The sequence below is a fragment of the Telluria sp. ZB2R32 genome, assembly GCF_059685715.1.
Genome location: NZ_JCASIG010000011.1, coordinates 30,526 through 45,141, shown reverse-complemented (window position 1 = coordinate 45,141; position 14,616 = coordinate 30,526). Strand labels below are relative to the sequence as shown.

14 protein-coding genes are annotated in these 14,616 nt (G+C 65.3%); 5 read left to right on the top strand and 9 right to left on the bottom strand.

Annotated features, from left to right (window positions below; translation table 11 throughout):
• Positions 1–14: 14 nt before the first annotated feature.
• The 8 genes from AC56LG_RS23725 to AC56LG_RS23690 all read right to left on the bottom strand — a co-directional run bounded on the left by AC56LG_RS23725 (position 15) and on the right by AC56LG_RS23690 (position 6,521).
• Positions 15–356 (bottom strand): hypothetical protein, encoded by a 342-nt coding sequence (locus AC56LG_RS23725; RefSeq protein WP_497168499.1) that lies wholly within the window; start codon positions 354–356, stop codon positions 15–17.
• Positions 357–453: 97 nt separating this feature from the next.
• Positions 454–1,446 (bottom strand): Gfo/Idh/MocA family protein, encoded by a 993-nt coding sequence (locus AC56LG_RS23720; protein ID WP_497168498.1) that lies wholly within the window; start codon positions 1,444–1,446, stop codon positions 454–456.
• Positions 1,447–1,457: 11 nt separating this feature from the next.
• Complete coding sequence (locus AC56LG_RS23715; protein ID WP_497168497.1) at positions 1,458–2,261, bottom strand: DUF3025 domain-containing protein; 804 nt, start codon at positions 2,259–2,261, stop codon at positions 1,458–1,460.
• Positions 2,262–3,311, bottom strand: a complete 1,050-nt coding sequence (gene pyrC, locus AC56LG_RS23710; protein ID WP_497168496.1) for a dihydroorotase — start codon at positions 3,309–3,311, stop codon at positions 2,262–2,264.
• A gap of 31 nt (positions 3,312–3,342) precedes the next feature.
• On the bottom strand, positions 3,343–4,038 hold the full coding sequence (locus tag AC56LG_RS23705; RefSeq protein WP_497168495.1) for an amino acid ABC transporter permease: 696 nt from the start codon (positions 4,036–4,038) through the stop codon (positions 3,343–3,345).
• Position 4,039: 1 nt separating this feature from the next.
• Positions 4,040–4,768: an amino acid ABC transporter permease gene (locus tag AC56LG_RS23700; RefSeq protein WP_497168494.1), complete on the bottom strand. Its 729-nt coding sequence runs from the start codon at positions 4,766–4,768 to the stop codon at positions 4,040–4,042.
• An 18-nt stretch (positions 4,769–4,786) separates the two neighbouring features.
• Positions 4,787–5,701, bottom strand: a complete 915-nt coding sequence (locus AC56LG_RS23695) for a transporter substrate-binding domain-containing protein (protein WP_497168493.1) — start codon at positions 5,699–5,701, stop codon at positions 4,787–4,789.
• Between the two features lie 94 nt (positions 5,702–5,795).
• A complete protein-coding gene (locus AC56LG_RS23690; protein ID WP_497168492.1) occupies positions 5,796–6,521 on the bottom strand; it encodes an amino acid ABC transporter ATP-binding protein in 726 nt (241 codons plus the stop codon).
• Between the two features lie 126 nt (positions 6,522–6,647).
• On the opposite strand from AC56LG_RS23690, the gene AC56LG_RS23685 reads away from it, so the two are divergent.
• The 3 genes from AC56LG_RS23685 (at position 6,648) to AC56LG_RS23675 (ending at position 10,390) form a co-directional block, all read left to right on the top strand.
• Positions 6,648–7,916, top strand: a complete 1,269-nt coding sequence (locus tag AC56LG_RS23685; protein WP_497168491.1) for a dicarboxylate/amino acid:cation symporter — start codon at positions 6,648–6,650, stop codon at positions 7,914–7,916.
• Between the two features lie 73 nt (positions 7,917–7,989).
• Positions 7,990–9,273 carry a metal-dependent hydrolase family protein gene (locus AC56LG_RS23680; RefSeq protein ID WP_497168490.1) on the top strand — a complete coding sequence of 428 codons (1,284 nt, stop codon included), beginning with the start codon at positions 7,990–7,992 and terminating at the stop codon, positions 9,271–9,273.
• Positions 9,274–9,298: 25 nt separating this feature from the next.
• Complete coding sequence (locus tag AC56LG_RS23675) at positions 9,299–10,390, top strand: type II asparaginase (protein WP_497168489.1); 1,092 nt, start codon at positions 9,299–9,301, stop codon at positions 10,388–10,390.
• A 202-nt stretch (positions 10,391–10,592) separates the two neighbouring features.
• Here the strand turns inward: AC56LG_RS23675 and AC56LG_RS23670 are convergent, their stop codons facing one another.
• Positions 10,593–12,440 (bottom strand): ABCB family ABC transporter ATP-binding protein/permease, encoded by a 1,848-nt coding sequence (locus AC56LG_RS23670; protein ID WP_497168488.1) that lies wholly within the window; start codon positions 12,438–12,440, stop codon positions 10,593–10,595.
• A 62-nt stretch (positions 12,441–12,502) separates the two neighbouring features.
• Here AC56LG_RS23670 and AC56LG_RS23665 point away from each other — a divergent pair, with 62 nt between their 5' ends.
• Positions 12,503–12,955, top strand: a complete 453-nt coding sequence (locus tag AC56LG_RS23665; RefSeq protein ID WP_497168487.1) for an acyl-CoA thioesterase — start codon at positions 12,503–12,505, stop codon at positions 12,953–12,955.
• Positions 12,952–14,523, top strand: a complete 1,572-nt coding sequence (locus tag AC56LG_RS23660; RefSeq protein ID WP_497168486.1) for an alkaline phosphatase D family protein — start codon at positions 12,952–12,954, stop codon at positions 14,521–14,523. The genes AC56LG_RS23665 and AC56LG_RS23660 overlap by 4 nt, the downstream gene beginning before the upstream one ends.
• Positions 14,524–14,616 lie beyond the last annotated feature (93 nt).

The following is a 14,616-nucleotide window of genomic DNA, read 5'->3' as shown; positions in this document are numbered from 1 at the left end:
AAACACTGCGGGCATTAATCCACCCGCGTCAGCTCCACCCCATCCACCGTCATCTTCCACTTGCCGCCCACGCGGTGCGGCGGTTTGCTGACGACGAAGGTCGACCGTACCAGGAACACGCCGACATCGAAATTGTCGCCCTTAAAACCCTGCAGGTCGACGCTCAGGTTCATCTGCTTGCCCGGCTGGTCGCGCTTGTACTGGACTTTACCGTCCTTGGCGAGCTGGATGCGCATGTCCTTGCCCTGCCAGTCGCCGACATAGGCCATTTTCTCGGGTGGGACAGGAACCGGGTCGGCGTGGGCCGCCAGCGGCAGCAGGCAGGCGGCGAGGATGGCGGTGCGAAGGCTATGCATACGGGGCTCCGGAAGACGGTGGATTCAGAATATCCTGCCGAGTATTCGCGCATCGCAAATTGTTGTCAACATGCATACGCCCCGTGGCGTGGCAGGTTCAGCGTGCGTCGTCGGCCGCGTAGCGCAGGCCGATCTGGCGCCGGATCTCGTCCATCACCGCCATCAGCGCCAGCGTTTCGTCGTGCGTCATGACCGGGCTTTCGGTCAGCCCCGCCAGGAAGCAGCGCTGCGCCTCGATCGCTTCGTGCACGTAGCCGTTACCGAGATACGGCGTCTCGATGGTACGGGTGCTGCCGTCGTCGAGCGCCACCGTAATGGAACGGGCGCGGTGGAACATGGTGTTCATGCGGATGTGGCCGCGCGAACCCGACACCGTCAATTCGCCCGGCGTGCGCGCCAGGAACGAGCAGCTGCACACCGACATGGCGCCACCCGCGTGCTTCAATGTAAAACCGGTCTGGACGTCGACGCCGGTCGGCCCCATCCCGGCCTGCGCCTGCACCGCCACGACAGGCCCCAGCAGGCTGGCGGCGATCGACAGCGGATAGATGCCGAGATCGAGCAGCGCACCGCCGCCCAGGTCCGGATTGAAGACGCGGTGTTCCGGGCCGAAGTTCGCGCTGAAACCGAAGTCGGCCACGACCTGGTGCACGCTGCCGATCTCTCCCGCCGCGATCAGGCATTTGACTTCAGCGAGGGCCGGCAGGAAGCGCGTCCACATCGCCTCCATCAGGAACAGCTCCTTCGCACGGGCCAGCGCCACGATCTGTTCGGCTTCGCGCAGGTTCATCGTGAACGGTTTTTCGACCAGCACACCCTTGCCGGCGCCCAGCACCAGCAACGCATTCTCCGCATGCTGCGGGTGCGGTGTGGCGACATAGACCAGGTCGATGTCGCCGGCCGCCGCCAGTTCTTCATAGGCGCCATAGGCGGCGCCTGCGCCGAATTCGGCGGCGAACGATGCCGCCTTGTCGCGGCTGCGCGAGGCGACGCCGGCCAGCACCGCGCCGGGCACATCCCGCAGTGCGCTGGCAAAGGCATGGGCGATCTTGCCGGTGCCGAGGATGCCCCAGCGGACCGGTGCGGGCATGGCGCTGTCCATCACGCTGTCCGTTTCGGGCGGAAGACGCCCGTGTCGAGGTAAAAGTCCTGGTCCTGGCCGGACCACCAGCCCGGCACGCCGAGCACTGGCAGCGGCGTGAAGCTGGAGGTACGCAGGCCTTCGTCACGCAGCAACTGCGCCATGTGCGCGTCGAGCCAGGCGCGGCGGGCGGCGGCGTCCAGCTCGAAATACGCTGCGGGCGCGAACACGATGCGCACGTGCGCCGTGATCGCCTTGCGCGGTGCGACCAGTTTTTCCATCAGCGCGTGACCGAACAGCCACAACTCGGCATCGCGGCCGAACATCGCGCGCCTTTCGAACAGCGCCGCTTCCCAGCAATGGGCACGCAGCTCGTCGGCCAGCGCGCGGCCTTCGCTCGATGCGCGCACCACCAGCAGCGCCGCGTTCTCGTCGAAGATGGTGGCGGCGTCGCGCGCCGGCCCGCGTGCCCTGGTCACGCTGCCGGCCGCCGCGATCTGCGCCGCCTGCAAGGCGTTCAGTTCGCGCTTGATCAGCGGGAAGGTCTGCCATACCAGGCCGTTGAAGAAGTCGTGCAGGTTGTCGCGCGTCGGCACATTGCCGGTGGCGCTGATGAATTCTTCATAGGCCATCCCCTCGGGCAGCGATTCCTGCGGCACGAAGGTGATCGGCAAGCCGCGGTGGTTGCTTAAGGCGAGCAGCGCGGCGTGGCGGTTGAAGGCGGCGGTGAAATCGACACCGTCCAGGCCGAGCGCGGCATAGGCGGGGCGCACCGCGTCATACCAGGGCCGCGCCCAGTCGACCTGCAGCAGCTCCGCCGCCACTTAGACCATCTTCCAGTCGATGCGCTCGCCCGCGTTCAGCGGCACCAGTTCGTTGTCGCCCATCGGCACCGTGGCCGGCAGCGTCCACGATTCGCGCGTCAGCGTGATCGTGCCTTCGTTCCTCGGCATGCCGTAGAAGGCGGGTCCGTTGAAACTGGCAAAGGCTTCGAGTTTATCCAGCGCGCCGGCATCGGCAAAGGCTTGCGTGTACAGCTCCATCGCGTGCAGCGCCGTGTAGCAGCCGGCGCAGCCGCAGCTCGATTCCTTGGCGCCGATCGCATGCGGGGCCGAATCGGTGCCGAGGAAGAAGCGCTCGTCGCCGCTGGTCGCGGCCGTCACCAGCGCCAGGCGGTGTTCTTCGCGTTTTAACACCGGCAGGCAGTAATAGTGAGGGCGAATCCCGCCTTTGAAAATCTCGTTGCGGTTATACAGCAGGTGGTGCGCGGTGATCGTCGCGGCGATCGGGCCTTCGGCTTCGGCCACGTACTGGGCCGCGTCCTTGGTCGTGATGTGTTCGAACACGATGGACAGGGCCGGCAGGTCGCGCCGCAGCGGACGCATCACGCGTTCGATGAAGACGGCTTCGCGGTCGAACAGGTCGATGTCGTGGTCGGTGACTTCCCCATGTACCAGCAGCGGCATGCCGACTTCCTGCATCACTTCCAGCACCTTGTAGCAGTTGCGCAGGTCGGTCACGCCGGCATCCGAATTGGTGGTGGCGCCGGCCGGATAGAGTTTGACCGCGTGGATGAAACCGCTGTCCATCGCCCGGCGGATCTCGTCCGGGTCGGTGTTGTTGGTGAGATATAGCGTCATCAGCGGCTCAAAGGCCATACCCTCCGGCAGCGCCGCCAGGATGCGCTCGCGGTAGGCGGCGGCGGCGGCGGTCGTCGTGACCGGCGGCTTCAGGTTCGGCATCACGATCGCGCGCGCGAACTGGCGCGCGGTATGCGGAAGCACGCTGGCCAGCGCCGCGCCGTCGCGCAGGTGCAGGTGCCAGTCGTCTGGACGGGTGATGGTGATGGAATTCGGGATCTCGATGGTGGACATGGCGGCTCTCGGATTGCGGGACGGCGTCATTTTACCCCTTGCATGCGGACCGAGGTGCTTGCAGGCGCTCGACCATGCGCGACAACGCGTAACACATCACGAAATACACTACCGCCACGAACAGGTACATCTCCACCAGCCGTCCGTCGCGCTGCGCGACCTTGCTGGCGGCGCCGACGAAATCCGGGATCGACAGCACGTACACCAGCGACACGTCCTGGAACAGCACGATGGTCTGGGTCAGCAGCAGCGGGATCATGTTGCGAAACGCCTGCGGCAGCACCACGTGGCGCATGGTCTGGCGGTAATCCATGCCCAGCGCCTGCGCCGCCCATGCCTGTCCGCGCGGCACGGAAGCAATGCCGCTGCGCATGATCTCGCAATAGTAGGCCGCCTCGAACAGGGTAAACGTGACCAGCGCCGACCAGAACGCCCCCACCCGCACCGGCTCGTCGGCGCCGATCGCCCACGCCGCCATGTAGGGCACCAGGAAGTAAAACCAGAAGATCACCAGCACCAGCGGCACCGAGCGCACCAGGTTCACGTAGGCGCCGGCCGCGAGCGCCAGCGGCCGGATGCGCGAAGTGCGCATCAGCGCCAGCACCGTGCCCAGCACCACGCCGCCCAGCATGGCCAGCGCCGTCAGTTGCAGCGTGAAGACCATCCCGACCCGCAGCAGGTAGGGCCAGGAACGCGCGATGACGTCGACGTCGAAGCCGGCGAACATGTCAGGCAGTCCCGGCGCTGGGCAGCGCGGCGCGGCGCTCCAGCGCGCGCATCAGCGCCAGCGCCAGCAGGTTGACGACCACATAGATGAGGGTCGCGGCGCTGAAGGCTTCGAACACCTGGAACGAGAATTCCTGCATCGCGCGCGCACTGGCCGTCAGCTCGACCAGCCCGATGGTCAGCGCAACCGAGCTGTTCTTGATGATGTTCAGGAATTCGCTGGTCAGCGGCGGCAGGATGATGCGCAAGCCGAGCGGCAACAGGACCAGCCGGTACACCTGCCCCAGGCGCAGTCCCAGCGCGACGGCGGCCAGCCTTTGTCCGCCGGACAGGGCGTCGATGCCGGCCGCCACCTGCACCGCCACCCGCGCCGACGTGAAACAGCCCAGGCACACGACGGCGGTGACGAACGGCGCGTCGGGCAAGGCCTTGATCCAGTCGCCCAGCGGCGTCGGCAGCAGTTCCGGCAGCACGAAAAACCACAGGAACATCTGCACCAGCAAAGGAATGTTGCGAAACAGTTCCACCCAGGCCTTGCCGAGCGCGCGCAACGGGCGCTGCGGCAGGGTGCGGGCAACGCCGACCGCAATGCCGAAGATGAGCGCCATGGCCCAGGCCGACAGTGCGGTGGCGATCGTCCAGCCGAGGCCGGCGAGCAGCGTCTCGAGGTAGGTATGCGTACCGTCGGGCGACATCTGCCGGAAGATGTGCCAGTTCCAGTGGTAGTTCATCGGGCACCGATGAATGTGTCACTTCAGCGCGTACGCCGCCGGGTCGCCCGAATCAGTGGGCTTGGCGATCGCGGCCTTCAGCGCCGGCGGCATGGGGAAATTGAGGTTGATGCCCCGCGGCGGAATCGGACTCGTGAACCACCTGGCATAAGTGGCCGCCCACTGGCCGGACTGATAAAACTTGTGCAGCGCGCTGTCGACCGCCGCCTTGAACTGGGGGTCGCCGCGCCGCATCATGATCGCGTACGGCTCCACCGACAGCGCCTCGGCCGAGAGCTGGTAGTCGCCCGGCGTGCGCGCGCCGGCCACCTGCGCGGCAAGCAGGACATCGTCGTTGGCGAAGGCCTGGGCGCGTCCGGTGTCGAGCATTAGGAAGGATTCGGGATGGTCCTTGCCGACCACGATCTTCATGCCCAGCCGGCGCTGCGCGTTCAGGACCGTCATCAGCTTCTGGCCGGTGGTGCCGGCGGTGACGACCAGCGTCTTGCCCTTCATGTCGGCCAGGCTGCGGATGCCGGAGGATTTCTTCGACAGCAGGCGATTGGCAACGACGAACATGGTCGGCGCAAAGGCGGCCTGCTGCTGGCGCTCGCGGTTGTTGGTGGTCGAACCGCATTCGAGGTCGATGGTGCCGTTGGCGATGAGCGGGATGCGGTTGGCCGAAGTGACCGGGTTCATCTTGACCTTCAGCCCGGGCAGCGCCAGCTGCGCGCGCAGCGCATCGACCACCTTCAGGCACAGGTCGACCGAGTAGCCGATGTAGCGCTGGTGGTCGTCGAGGTAGGAAAAAGGCACGGAACCGTCGCGCACGCCAAGGGTGATGGTGCCGGTTCGCTTCAGCTTGGCGAGGGTGCCGCTCGCTTCCTGGGCGCCGGCATGGGGAAAAGCGGCCCCCAGCAGGGCCAGCAGTGCAGTGACAGCGATTCGTCGCATGATGTCCTCCGGTCCAGGGCAGCAAGAGCGGTTAGAACGTCCAAAGCAGTCGGCTCGATCATATCACTGGACTGAACAACCTACGGAAAACGACTCAATGAATAATTTTGGCCAGGAATTCGCGCGCCCGTTCCGAGCGCGGCGCGCTGAAGAATTCCGCGGTCGGGCTGTCTTCGACGATGCGGCCGTGGTCCATGAAGACGATCCGGTCCGCGACCTTGCGCGCAAACCCCATTTCGTGGGTCACGACCATCATCGTCATGCCGTCCTGGGCGAGCTTGACCATTACGTCGAGCACTTCGCCGATCATTTCCGGGTCGAGCGCGGAGGTCGGTTCGTCGAACAGCATCGCCACCGGGTCCATCGCCAGTGCGCGCGCGATCGCCACGCGCTGCTGCTGGCCGCCCGAGAGCTGGGCCGGAAACTTGTCCTGGTGCGCCAGCAGGCCGACCCGGTCCAGGTAGCGCAGGCCACGCTCGATCGCCTCGCTCTTCGTGCGCCCCAGCACTTTTACCTGCGCCAGCGTCAGGTTTTCCGTGACCGACAGGTGCGGGAACAATTCGAAATTCTGGAACACCATGCCGATCCTGGCGCGCAGCCTGGGCAGATCGGTCTTGCGGTCGGTGACCTCGATGCCGTCGACCCGGATCGTCCCCTCCTGCACGGGTTCGAGGCCGTTCACCGTCTTGATCAGGGTCGACTTGCCGGAACCCGAGGGGCCGCAGACCACCACCACGTCGCCCCGCGCCACATGGGTGCTGCATTCGGCCAGCACCTGGAAGTCGCCGTACCATTTACTGACATTGTCGATTTCGATCATTTTTTATCATCCCTGCCACATTTCCGAGCGTGCTTGACAGCACTAACAGCCCCTAGGATACTGCGGAACTTGCCAAGATAATCAGATCGAAATCCATTCGCGCAAGCCGACCACAGGAAGCAGTCAATGAACAATCGCAACCGCCTTACCACCTATATCCTGATCGGCCTCGCGCTGGGGATCGTCGTCGGCTACTTCGTCAATGCGAATGCCGAGAATCCTACCGGCTTCGCCGACACGATGGCGCTGGTGACGACGCTGTTCCTGCGCCTGATTAAAATGATCATCGCGCCGCTGGTCTTCTCGACCCTGGTGGTTGGTATTGCCAAGATGGGCGACGCCAAGGAAGTCGGCCGCATCGGCATCAAGGCGCTGGGCTGGTTCGTGATCGCCTCGGTCATCTCGCTGTCGCTGGGCCTGGTGCTGGTGAACCTGTTCCGTCCGGGCGACGCCATGGCCCTGGCCGGCAACCTGCCGCCGGTCGGCACGGCGTCGGGCATCGTCACCACCGGCCTAACCATGAAGGAATTCATCACCCACCTGGTGCCGTCCTCGATCGTCGACGGCATGGCCAAGAACGAGATCCTGCAGATCGTCGTGTTCTCGCTGTTCTTCGGCACCGCCGCCGCCGCCGTCGGCGCGCGCGCCACGCCGATGATCGATGCCATCGACGGCGTCGCCCACGTCATGCTCAAAGTGACCGCCTACGTGATGAACTTCGCGCCGATCGCCGTGTTCGCGGCGGTGGCCGGCATCATCGCCAAGAGCGGCCTCGGCGTGCTCTCGACCTACGGCATCTTCATGGCCGAGTTCTACCTCGGCATCCTTCTGCTGTGGGTGATCCTGATCCTGATCGGCATGGCCTTCCTCGGCCCGCGCGTGCTGCGCCTGATCGGCCTGCTGAAGGAACCGACCCTGATCGCCTTCTCGTGCGCGTCGTCGGAAGCGGCCTTCCCGAAAACCCTGGAGGGTCTCGAAAAATTCGGCGTCAAGAACCGCCTGGCCGCCTTTGTCCTGCCGATCGGTTATTCGTTCAACCTCGACGGCTCGATGATGTACTGCACCTTCGCCGCCGTCTTCATCGCGCAGGCCTACGGCATCGAGCTGCCGATGACGACCCAGATCATGATGATGCTGGTGCTGATGCTGACCTCGAAGGGCATGGCCGGCGTGCCGCGCGCTTCGCTGGTCGTGATCGCCGCCACGCTGGCCCAGTTCAACATCCCGGAGGCGGGCCTGCTGCTCCTGCTCGGCATCGACCACTTCCTCGACATGGCGCGTTCGGCCACCAACGTGATCGGCAACGGCATCGCCACCGCCGTCGTCGCCAAATGGGAAGGCGACCTGGAAGAACCGGTGCCGCACAAGGACGTGGCGACGTCGCCGCTGCGCTAAGCGCTACGCATCGCACACGAGGCCTTCCAGCGATGGGAGGCCTTTTTTTTATAATAAGCATGGAGACGACACGATGAAACAGCTGGCCGCGGCAGCGATGCTGCTCGTATTGAACGGCGCCCACGGCGCCACGCAAACCGTCGATTGCGGGCGCCTGCTCGACGTGAAAAGCGGCAGCTGGCGCGAGCGCGTCAGCATCGTGATCGAAGACGGTACAGTGAAATCGATCGGGCCGATGGCGCCCGGCGCCGGCCACGTCGACCTGTCGACGCAGTCCTGCCTGCCCGGCCTGATCGACATGCACGTGCACCTCACCAGCGAGACCCAGCCTGCCATCGATGCCTACCGCGACCGCCTGACCGCCGACCCGGCCGACATGGCTTACCGCTCGGTCAAGTACGCCGAACGCACGCTGCTGGCCGGTTTTACGACCGTGCGCGACCTCGGCGCCGAGCAGGCATTGAACGTGTCGCTGAAGCGCGCGATTGCCGCCGGCGCCATTCCCGGCCCGCGCATGTTCACGGCCGGGAAGTCGATCGCCACCACCGGCGGCCATGCCGATCCGACCAACAACCTGTCGCACTTCCTGGGCGAGGCGATCGGCACGCCGGGACCGAGCGAAGGCGTGATCGACAGCCCCGAAGGCGGGCGCCAGGCCGTGCGCGCGCGCTACAAGGAAGGCGCGGACCTGATCAAGATCACCGCCACCGGCGGCGTGCTGAGCCAGGCGGCGAATGGCCAGAATTCGCAGTACACCGAAGACGAACTGCGCGCCATCGTCAGCACGGCGAAAGATTACGGCTTTCGCGTGGCGGCGCACGCGCATGGCGCCGAAGGCATGAAGCGCGCGCTGCGCGCCGGCGTCGACTCGATCGAGCACGGCACCCTGATGGACGAGGAGACGGTGGCGCTGTTCAAGAAGACCGGCCACTGGTACGTGCCGACCATCTCGGCCGGCCGCTACGTCGCCGACAAGGCGAAAGATCCAAACTATTACTCGGCGCTGGTGCGCCCCAAGGCGGCCGCCATCGGCCCGCAATTGCAGGCGACCTTTGCGCGCGCCCACAAGGCCGGCGTGAAGATCGCCTTCGGCACCGATGCCGGCGTGTTCCCGCACGGAGAGAATGCGAAAGAGTTCGGCTACATGGTCGAAGCGGGCATGAGCCCGATCGAAGCGATCCGCGCCGCGACCGTCAACGCCGCCCTGCTGCTCGACCAGCCGCAGCGCCTGGGCATGGTGGCGCCGGGCTTCGCGGCCGACATCGTCGCCGTCGACGGCGACCCGCTGCACGACGTCAAACTGCTCGAACGCGTGACATTCGTGATGAAAGACGGCGTCGTCTACAAGAAGCCGTGACCGATTTTAGTTAAAGGAGATGTATATGCTGTTCCAGAAAACCGCCCGCTCGGCCACTGCGCTGTTCGGGTTTCTGATGTGCCTTGCCTTCGCCGCACAGGCGCAGACCCAGGCCGCCGCCGTCAAACTGCCGAACGTGACCATCCTCGCCACCGGCGGCACCATCGCCGGCACCGGCGCCACCAGCACCACCACCGTCGGCTACACGGCCGCCACCGTCGGCGTGCAGGCGCTGATCCAGGCGGTGCCCGAGATGACGAAGATCGCGAATGTCAGCGGCGAGCAGGTGTTCCAGATCGCCAGCGAAAACATGGGCAACGAGCACTGGCTGGCACTGGCCAAGCGTGTGAATACCCTGCTGGCGCAACCGACCGTGGACGGCATCGTCATCACCCACGGCACCGATACGCTGGAAGAAACCGCCTACTTCCTGAACCTGGTCGTGAAAAGTAAAAAGCCGGTCGTGGTGGTCGGTTCGATGCGGCCATCGACCGCGCTGTCGGCCGACGGCCCGATCAACCTGTACAACGCGGTGATGCTGGCCGGCTCGCAAGAGGCGGTCGGCCGCGGCGTGCTGGTCGCGATGAACGACCAGATCAACGGCGCGCGTGACGTCAGCAAGACCAACACCACCACGACCGACACCTTCAAGGCGTCGGAACTGGGCATGCTCGGCTACATCCAGGGCGGCAAGCCGTATTTCTATCGCACGGCGACGCGCAAGCACACGGTCGAGACGGAATTCGACGTGATGGGCCTGTCGATGCTGCCGCAGGTGGAGATCGCCTATGCGCACGCGAACGTCGGTCCGGTCGCCGTCGAGGCGCTGGTGGCGGCGGGCGCCAAGGGTTTGATTCATGCGGGTGTCGGTAACGGCTCGCTGCCGGCCAAGGTGCGCCCTGCCTTATCAAGCGCGCGCAAGAAGGGCGTCATCATCGTGCGTTCGGCGCGCGTCGGCCAGGGCATCGTGGCAAGGAATGGCGAGGCGAACGACGACGAGCTCGACTTCGTGGCGGGCGATAACCTGTCGCCGCAAAAGGCGCGCATCCTGCTGATGCTGGCCTTGACCAAGACGACCAATACGCGCGATATCCAGAAGATGTTTAGTACGTATTGATGTCATTCGCAACGGTGCGTGGCGCTGTTGCGTGACCGGTTCGTGGTGGGTTGAATCCGCGTGGGCGGAGCCCACCCTGCACGACACGCTACTTATCCGGGTTGCGTATGATCTCGTTGTTGGCGGTGATCCTAGGGTGGGCTCCGCCCACGCGGATCAAACGAACCGATAACGCCTCACGCAACAGCGTCACAGCCGTCAATCACTCCCCCTGCAACTCCAACGGCGGACTCGCCAACTCTTCATCCGGCCGCGCCTGCTGGCGCTCCCACATCTGCGCATACAGCCCTTGCGCCGCGAGCAGGCTGCCATGCGTGCCGCGCTCGACGATCCGGCCGTGGTCGAGCACGATGATCTGCTGCGCATCGGCGATCGTCGACAGGCGGTGCGCGATCACCAGCGTGGTGCGGTTCTTCGCGATCTCCTTCAACTGCGCCTGGATCGCCTGCTCCGACTTCGAATCGAGCGCCGAGGTCGCCTCGTCGAAGATCAGGATTGCCGGATTCTTCAGCAAGGTGCGTGCGATCGCCACCCGCTGCTTCTCCCCGCCCGACAGTTTCAAGCCCCGTTCGCCGACCATGGTCGCATACCCGTCCGGCAGGCTTTCAATGAAATCGTGGATCGAGGCGGCGCGCGCCGCGGCGACGATATCCGCGTGGCTGGCGCCCGGGCGGCCATAGGCGATGTTGTATTCGATGGTGTCGTTGAACAGCACCGTATCCTGCGGCACGATGCCGATCGACGCGCGCAGCGAGGCTTGGGTGACGTGGCGGATGTCCTGGCCATCGATGCTGATCGCGCCCTTGTTCACGTCATAAAACCGGAATAGCAGGCGCGACAGGGTCGACTTGCCGGAACCGCTGTGCCCCACCACAGCGGTGGTGGTCCCGGCGGGAATCGTAAAATCGACGTCGAACAGGATCTGGCGCTTGGCTTCGTAGCTGAACTCGACGTGCGAGAACGCCACGCTGGCGCCGCGCGTGGCCAGCGGCTGCGCATCGGTCGCATCGGCCACTTCGCGGTTCTGGTCGAGCAGGCCGAACAAGCGCTCCATGTCGGCCAGCGCCTGTTTTATTTCGCGATAGATCACGCCCAGGAAATTCAAGGGGATATACAGCTGGATCATGAACGAGTTCACCAGCACCAGGTCGCCCAGCGTCATCGTGCCGGCGATCACGCCCTCGGTGGCGCGCCACAGGATCAGAGTGACGGCGGTGGCGATGATCAGCGACTGGCCCGTGTTCAGCACCGACAGCGAAGTCTGCGAACGCACCGCGGCATTCTCGTAGCTTTGCAGCCCCTGGTCGTAGCGTTTGGCTTCGTAATCCTCGTTGCCGAAGTATTTGACGGTCTCGTAGTTGATCAGCGAGTCGATCGCCTTGGTGTTGGCTTTCGAGTCGAGGTCGTTCATCGTGCGGCGGAAGTGCGTTCTCCACTCCGTGACCACGACCGTAAACGTGATGTAGGTGACCAGCGCCACCGCGGTGATGATGCTGAACCACTTGTCGTAGTTGAACACCAGGTAGCCCAGCACCAGCGTGATCTCGACCAGGGTCGGCAGCACGTTGAACAGCGAGTACGAGATCAGCGAATTCACGCCGCGCGTGCCGCGTTCGATATCGCGCGTCATGCCGCCGGTCTGGCGGTTCAGGTGAAAGCGCAGCGAGAGCGCATGCAGGTGGCGGAACACGCGCAAGGCGATGGTGCGTACCGCGCGCTGCGTCACGCGGGCGAACAGGAATTCGCGCAGCTCGGTAAACACCGTGGTCGACAGGCGCAGCAAGCCGTAGGCCACCAATGCGCCCAGCGGCAGCACCAGCAGCGCCTGCGGGTGCGCAGGGTCGATCGCCAGCTGGTCGATCAGTTGTTTCAGCACCAGCGGCACGCCGACGTTGGCCATCTTGGCGCCGATCAGCGCGCCGAGCGCGGCGATCACGCGCCATTTGTACACCCACAGGTAAGGGAACAGGGTTTTCAGGGTGGCCCAGTCCGTACGCTGCCGCTTGAAACCGTCGGGCGGCGGAGGAGGACTGGTGGAAGAGCGTCGCATGGCAGGGATCCGGGATCTATGGTTCAATTCGGGACGATTGTAGCTTTTCACGAGAATTCAAGATGACCACGCCAGAAAACACCGCTCCCACCAACAGCGACATGATGACCAACCGCCTGCCGGAAGGAAAAATGCCGCAACTGCGTGTGATGCCGGGCCCGCCTGATGCGAACGTGTATGGCGACGTCTTCGGCGGCTGGATCATGGCCCAGGTCGACATCGCCGGTTCGCTGCCGGCCACGCGCCGCGCCAATGGCCGCGTCGCCACCATCGCGGTGAATTCCTTCCTGTTCAAGAACCCGGTGTTCGTCGGCGACCTGCTGTCGTTTTACGCCGATATCGTCAAGGTAGGCAATACCTCGATCACCGTGTATGTCGAGGTGTATGCCGAACGCAACCGCCTGCAGTCGAACATCGTCAAAGTCACCGAGGCGACGCTGACCTATGTCGCCACCGGCCCCGACCGCAAGCCGCGCCAGTTGCCGCCGATCGAATCGCTGATCTCGCATCAGTGAAGGAAACGCGCCGCAGCTTCCTGCTCGACGCGGCGCGCCTGGCGGCCGCGGCGACGGGCGGCGCTGCTTTCGGTGCCGCCGCCGCGGGCACGACGTATCCCTTCTCGCTCGGCGTCGCTTCCGGCTCGCCGCTGCCGCATTCGGTCATCCTCTGGACCCGCATCCTGCCCGATCCGCTCAACGCAGCATCGGTTTCCGCGATCGCCTTGAGCGTGCGCTGGGAAGTGGCCGAAGACGAGGCCTTCCGTAAAGTGGTGGCGCAGGGCAGCGCGGTGGCGTCGCCCGACCTGGCGCACAGCGTGCACGTCGATGCGACAGGATTGCGGCCCGCGCGCTGGTACTGGTACCGCTTCATGCTGGGCGACGCCGTCAGCCCAATCGGCCGCACGCGCACCGCGCCGGCCGCCGACACGCTGCCCGGATCGTTGAAACTGGCGGTCGCCTCCTGCCAGCACTGGGAATTCGGCCACTACGCCGCGCACCGCCACATTGCCGCCGCCGCGCCCGACCTGGTCGCCTTCCTGGGCGACTACATCTATGAGTGGGGACCCTATCAACTGCGCCATCCGCAACGCGCGATTCGCAGCGACGAGTCGTTCACGCTGGCGCAGTACCGCGCGCGCTATGCGCAATACAAGAGCGACCCGGACCTGCAAAGCGCGCACCGCGCCGCGCCCTGGATCGTGACCTGGGACGACCACGAAGTCGCCAATGATTACGCCGGCGACGTCGACGAGCGTTTATCAAACGACTTCGCCGCACGGCGCGCCGCGGCTTACCAGGCGTTTTATGAACACATGCCGCTGCGCCTGGTCGCGCCGCGCCCCGGCCGCTTCGGCGCCATGCGCATGTACCAGCGCCATGACTGGGGACGGCTGGCGCGCTTCCACGTGCTCGACAACCGCCAGTACCGCTCACCGCTGCCCTGTTCGAAACCGGGACGCGGCGGCTCGAACGTGGTGCTGGCGCGCGCCTGCGCCGAACTGCGCGACCCACGGCGCACGATGCTGGGCAGCGAACAGGAAGCCTGGCTGGCGCAGGGGCTGGCGTCCTCGCGCGCACAGTGGAACATCCTGGCCCAGCAGACGCCGCTGGCGCAGTCGAGCGGGGTGCCGGTGCGCGCGCCCGACGATGGCCGCTTCTGGACCGATGGCTGGGATGGCTATCCGGCGGCGCGCCGGCGTTTGCTCGATACGCTGGTGCGCAGCGGTGCGAACAATCCGCTGGTGCTGGCCGGCGACGTGCACACCTTTTATGCGAGCGAATTGCGGCGCGATTTCAACCGCCCGGTCTCGCGCGCGAATCCGGTCGTCGCCGCGGAGTTGTGCGGTACCTCGGTCACCTCGAGTTCGCGGCCGCAGGCGCGCACGCAGGAAAACGTCGAGCGCAATCCGCACATGCTGTACGGGCGCAGCGACCGGCGCGGCTACATGCTGGTCGAGCTGACGCCGCAAGCGGCGCAGGCGCGCTTCATGGCGCTCGACGACGTGCGCGATGCGCGCAGCGGCCAGTCGCAGGCGGCCGTCTTTGCCGTCGCGAACGGCTCGCCCCGGATCCGGCGCGGCTGAGCCGCAACCCGCCAGCCACGGCGCCGCTTGTTACTCACGGTACAACGATATTTTGACAATGTCGATAAATATTGCTGAGTTAGCATAGAATGT

Coding starts and splice junctions, on each gene's coding strand:
- AC56LG_RS23725 (WP_497168499.1), bottom strand. CDS start 356: ATGCATAGCCTTCGCACCGCCATCCTCGCCGCCTGCCTGCTGCCGCTG.
- AC56LG_RS23720 (WP_497168498.1), bottom strand. CDS start 1,446: ATGCCCGCACCGGTCCGCTGGGGCATCCTCGGCACCGGCAAGATCGCC.
- pyrC (WP_497168496.1), bottom strand. CDS start 3,311: ATGTCCACCATCGAGATCCCGAATTCCATCACCATCACCCGTCCAGAC.
- AC56LG_RS23705 (WP_497168495.1), bottom strand. CDS start 4,038: ATGTTCGCCGGCTTCGACGTCGACGTCATCGCGCGTTCCTGGCCCTAC.
- AC56LG_RS23700 (WP_497168494.1), bottom strand. CDS start 4,768: ATGAACTACCACTGGAACTGGCACATCTTCCGGCAGATGTCGCCCGAC.
- AC56LG_RS23695 (WP_497168493.1), bottom strand. CDS start 5,701: ATGCGACGAATCGCTGTCACTGCACTGCTGGCCCTGCTGGGGGCCGCT.
- AC56LG_RS23690 (WP_497168492.1), bottom strand. CDS start 6,521: ATGATCGAAATCGACAATGTCAGTAAATGGTACGGCGACTTCCAGGTG.
- AC56LG_RS23685 (WP_497168491.1), top strand. CDS start 6,648: ATGAACAATCGCAACCGCCTTACCACCTATATCCTGATCGGCCTCGCG.
- AC56LG_RS23680 (WP_497168490.1), top strand. CDS start 7,990: ATGAAACAGCTGGCCGCGGCAGCGATGCTGCTCGTATTGAACGGCGCC.
- AC56LG_RS23675 (WP_497168489.1), top strand. CDS start 9,299: ATGCTGTTCCAGAAAACCGCCCGCTCGGCCACTGCGCTGTTCGGGTTT.
- AC56LG_RS23670 (WP_497168488.1), bottom strand. CDS start 12,440: ATGCGACGCTCTTCCACCAGTCCTCCTCCGCCGCCCGACGGTTTCAAG.
- AC56LG_RS23665 (WP_497168487.1), top strand. CDS start 12,503: ATGACCACGCCAGAAAACACCGCTCCCACCAACAGCGACATGATGACC.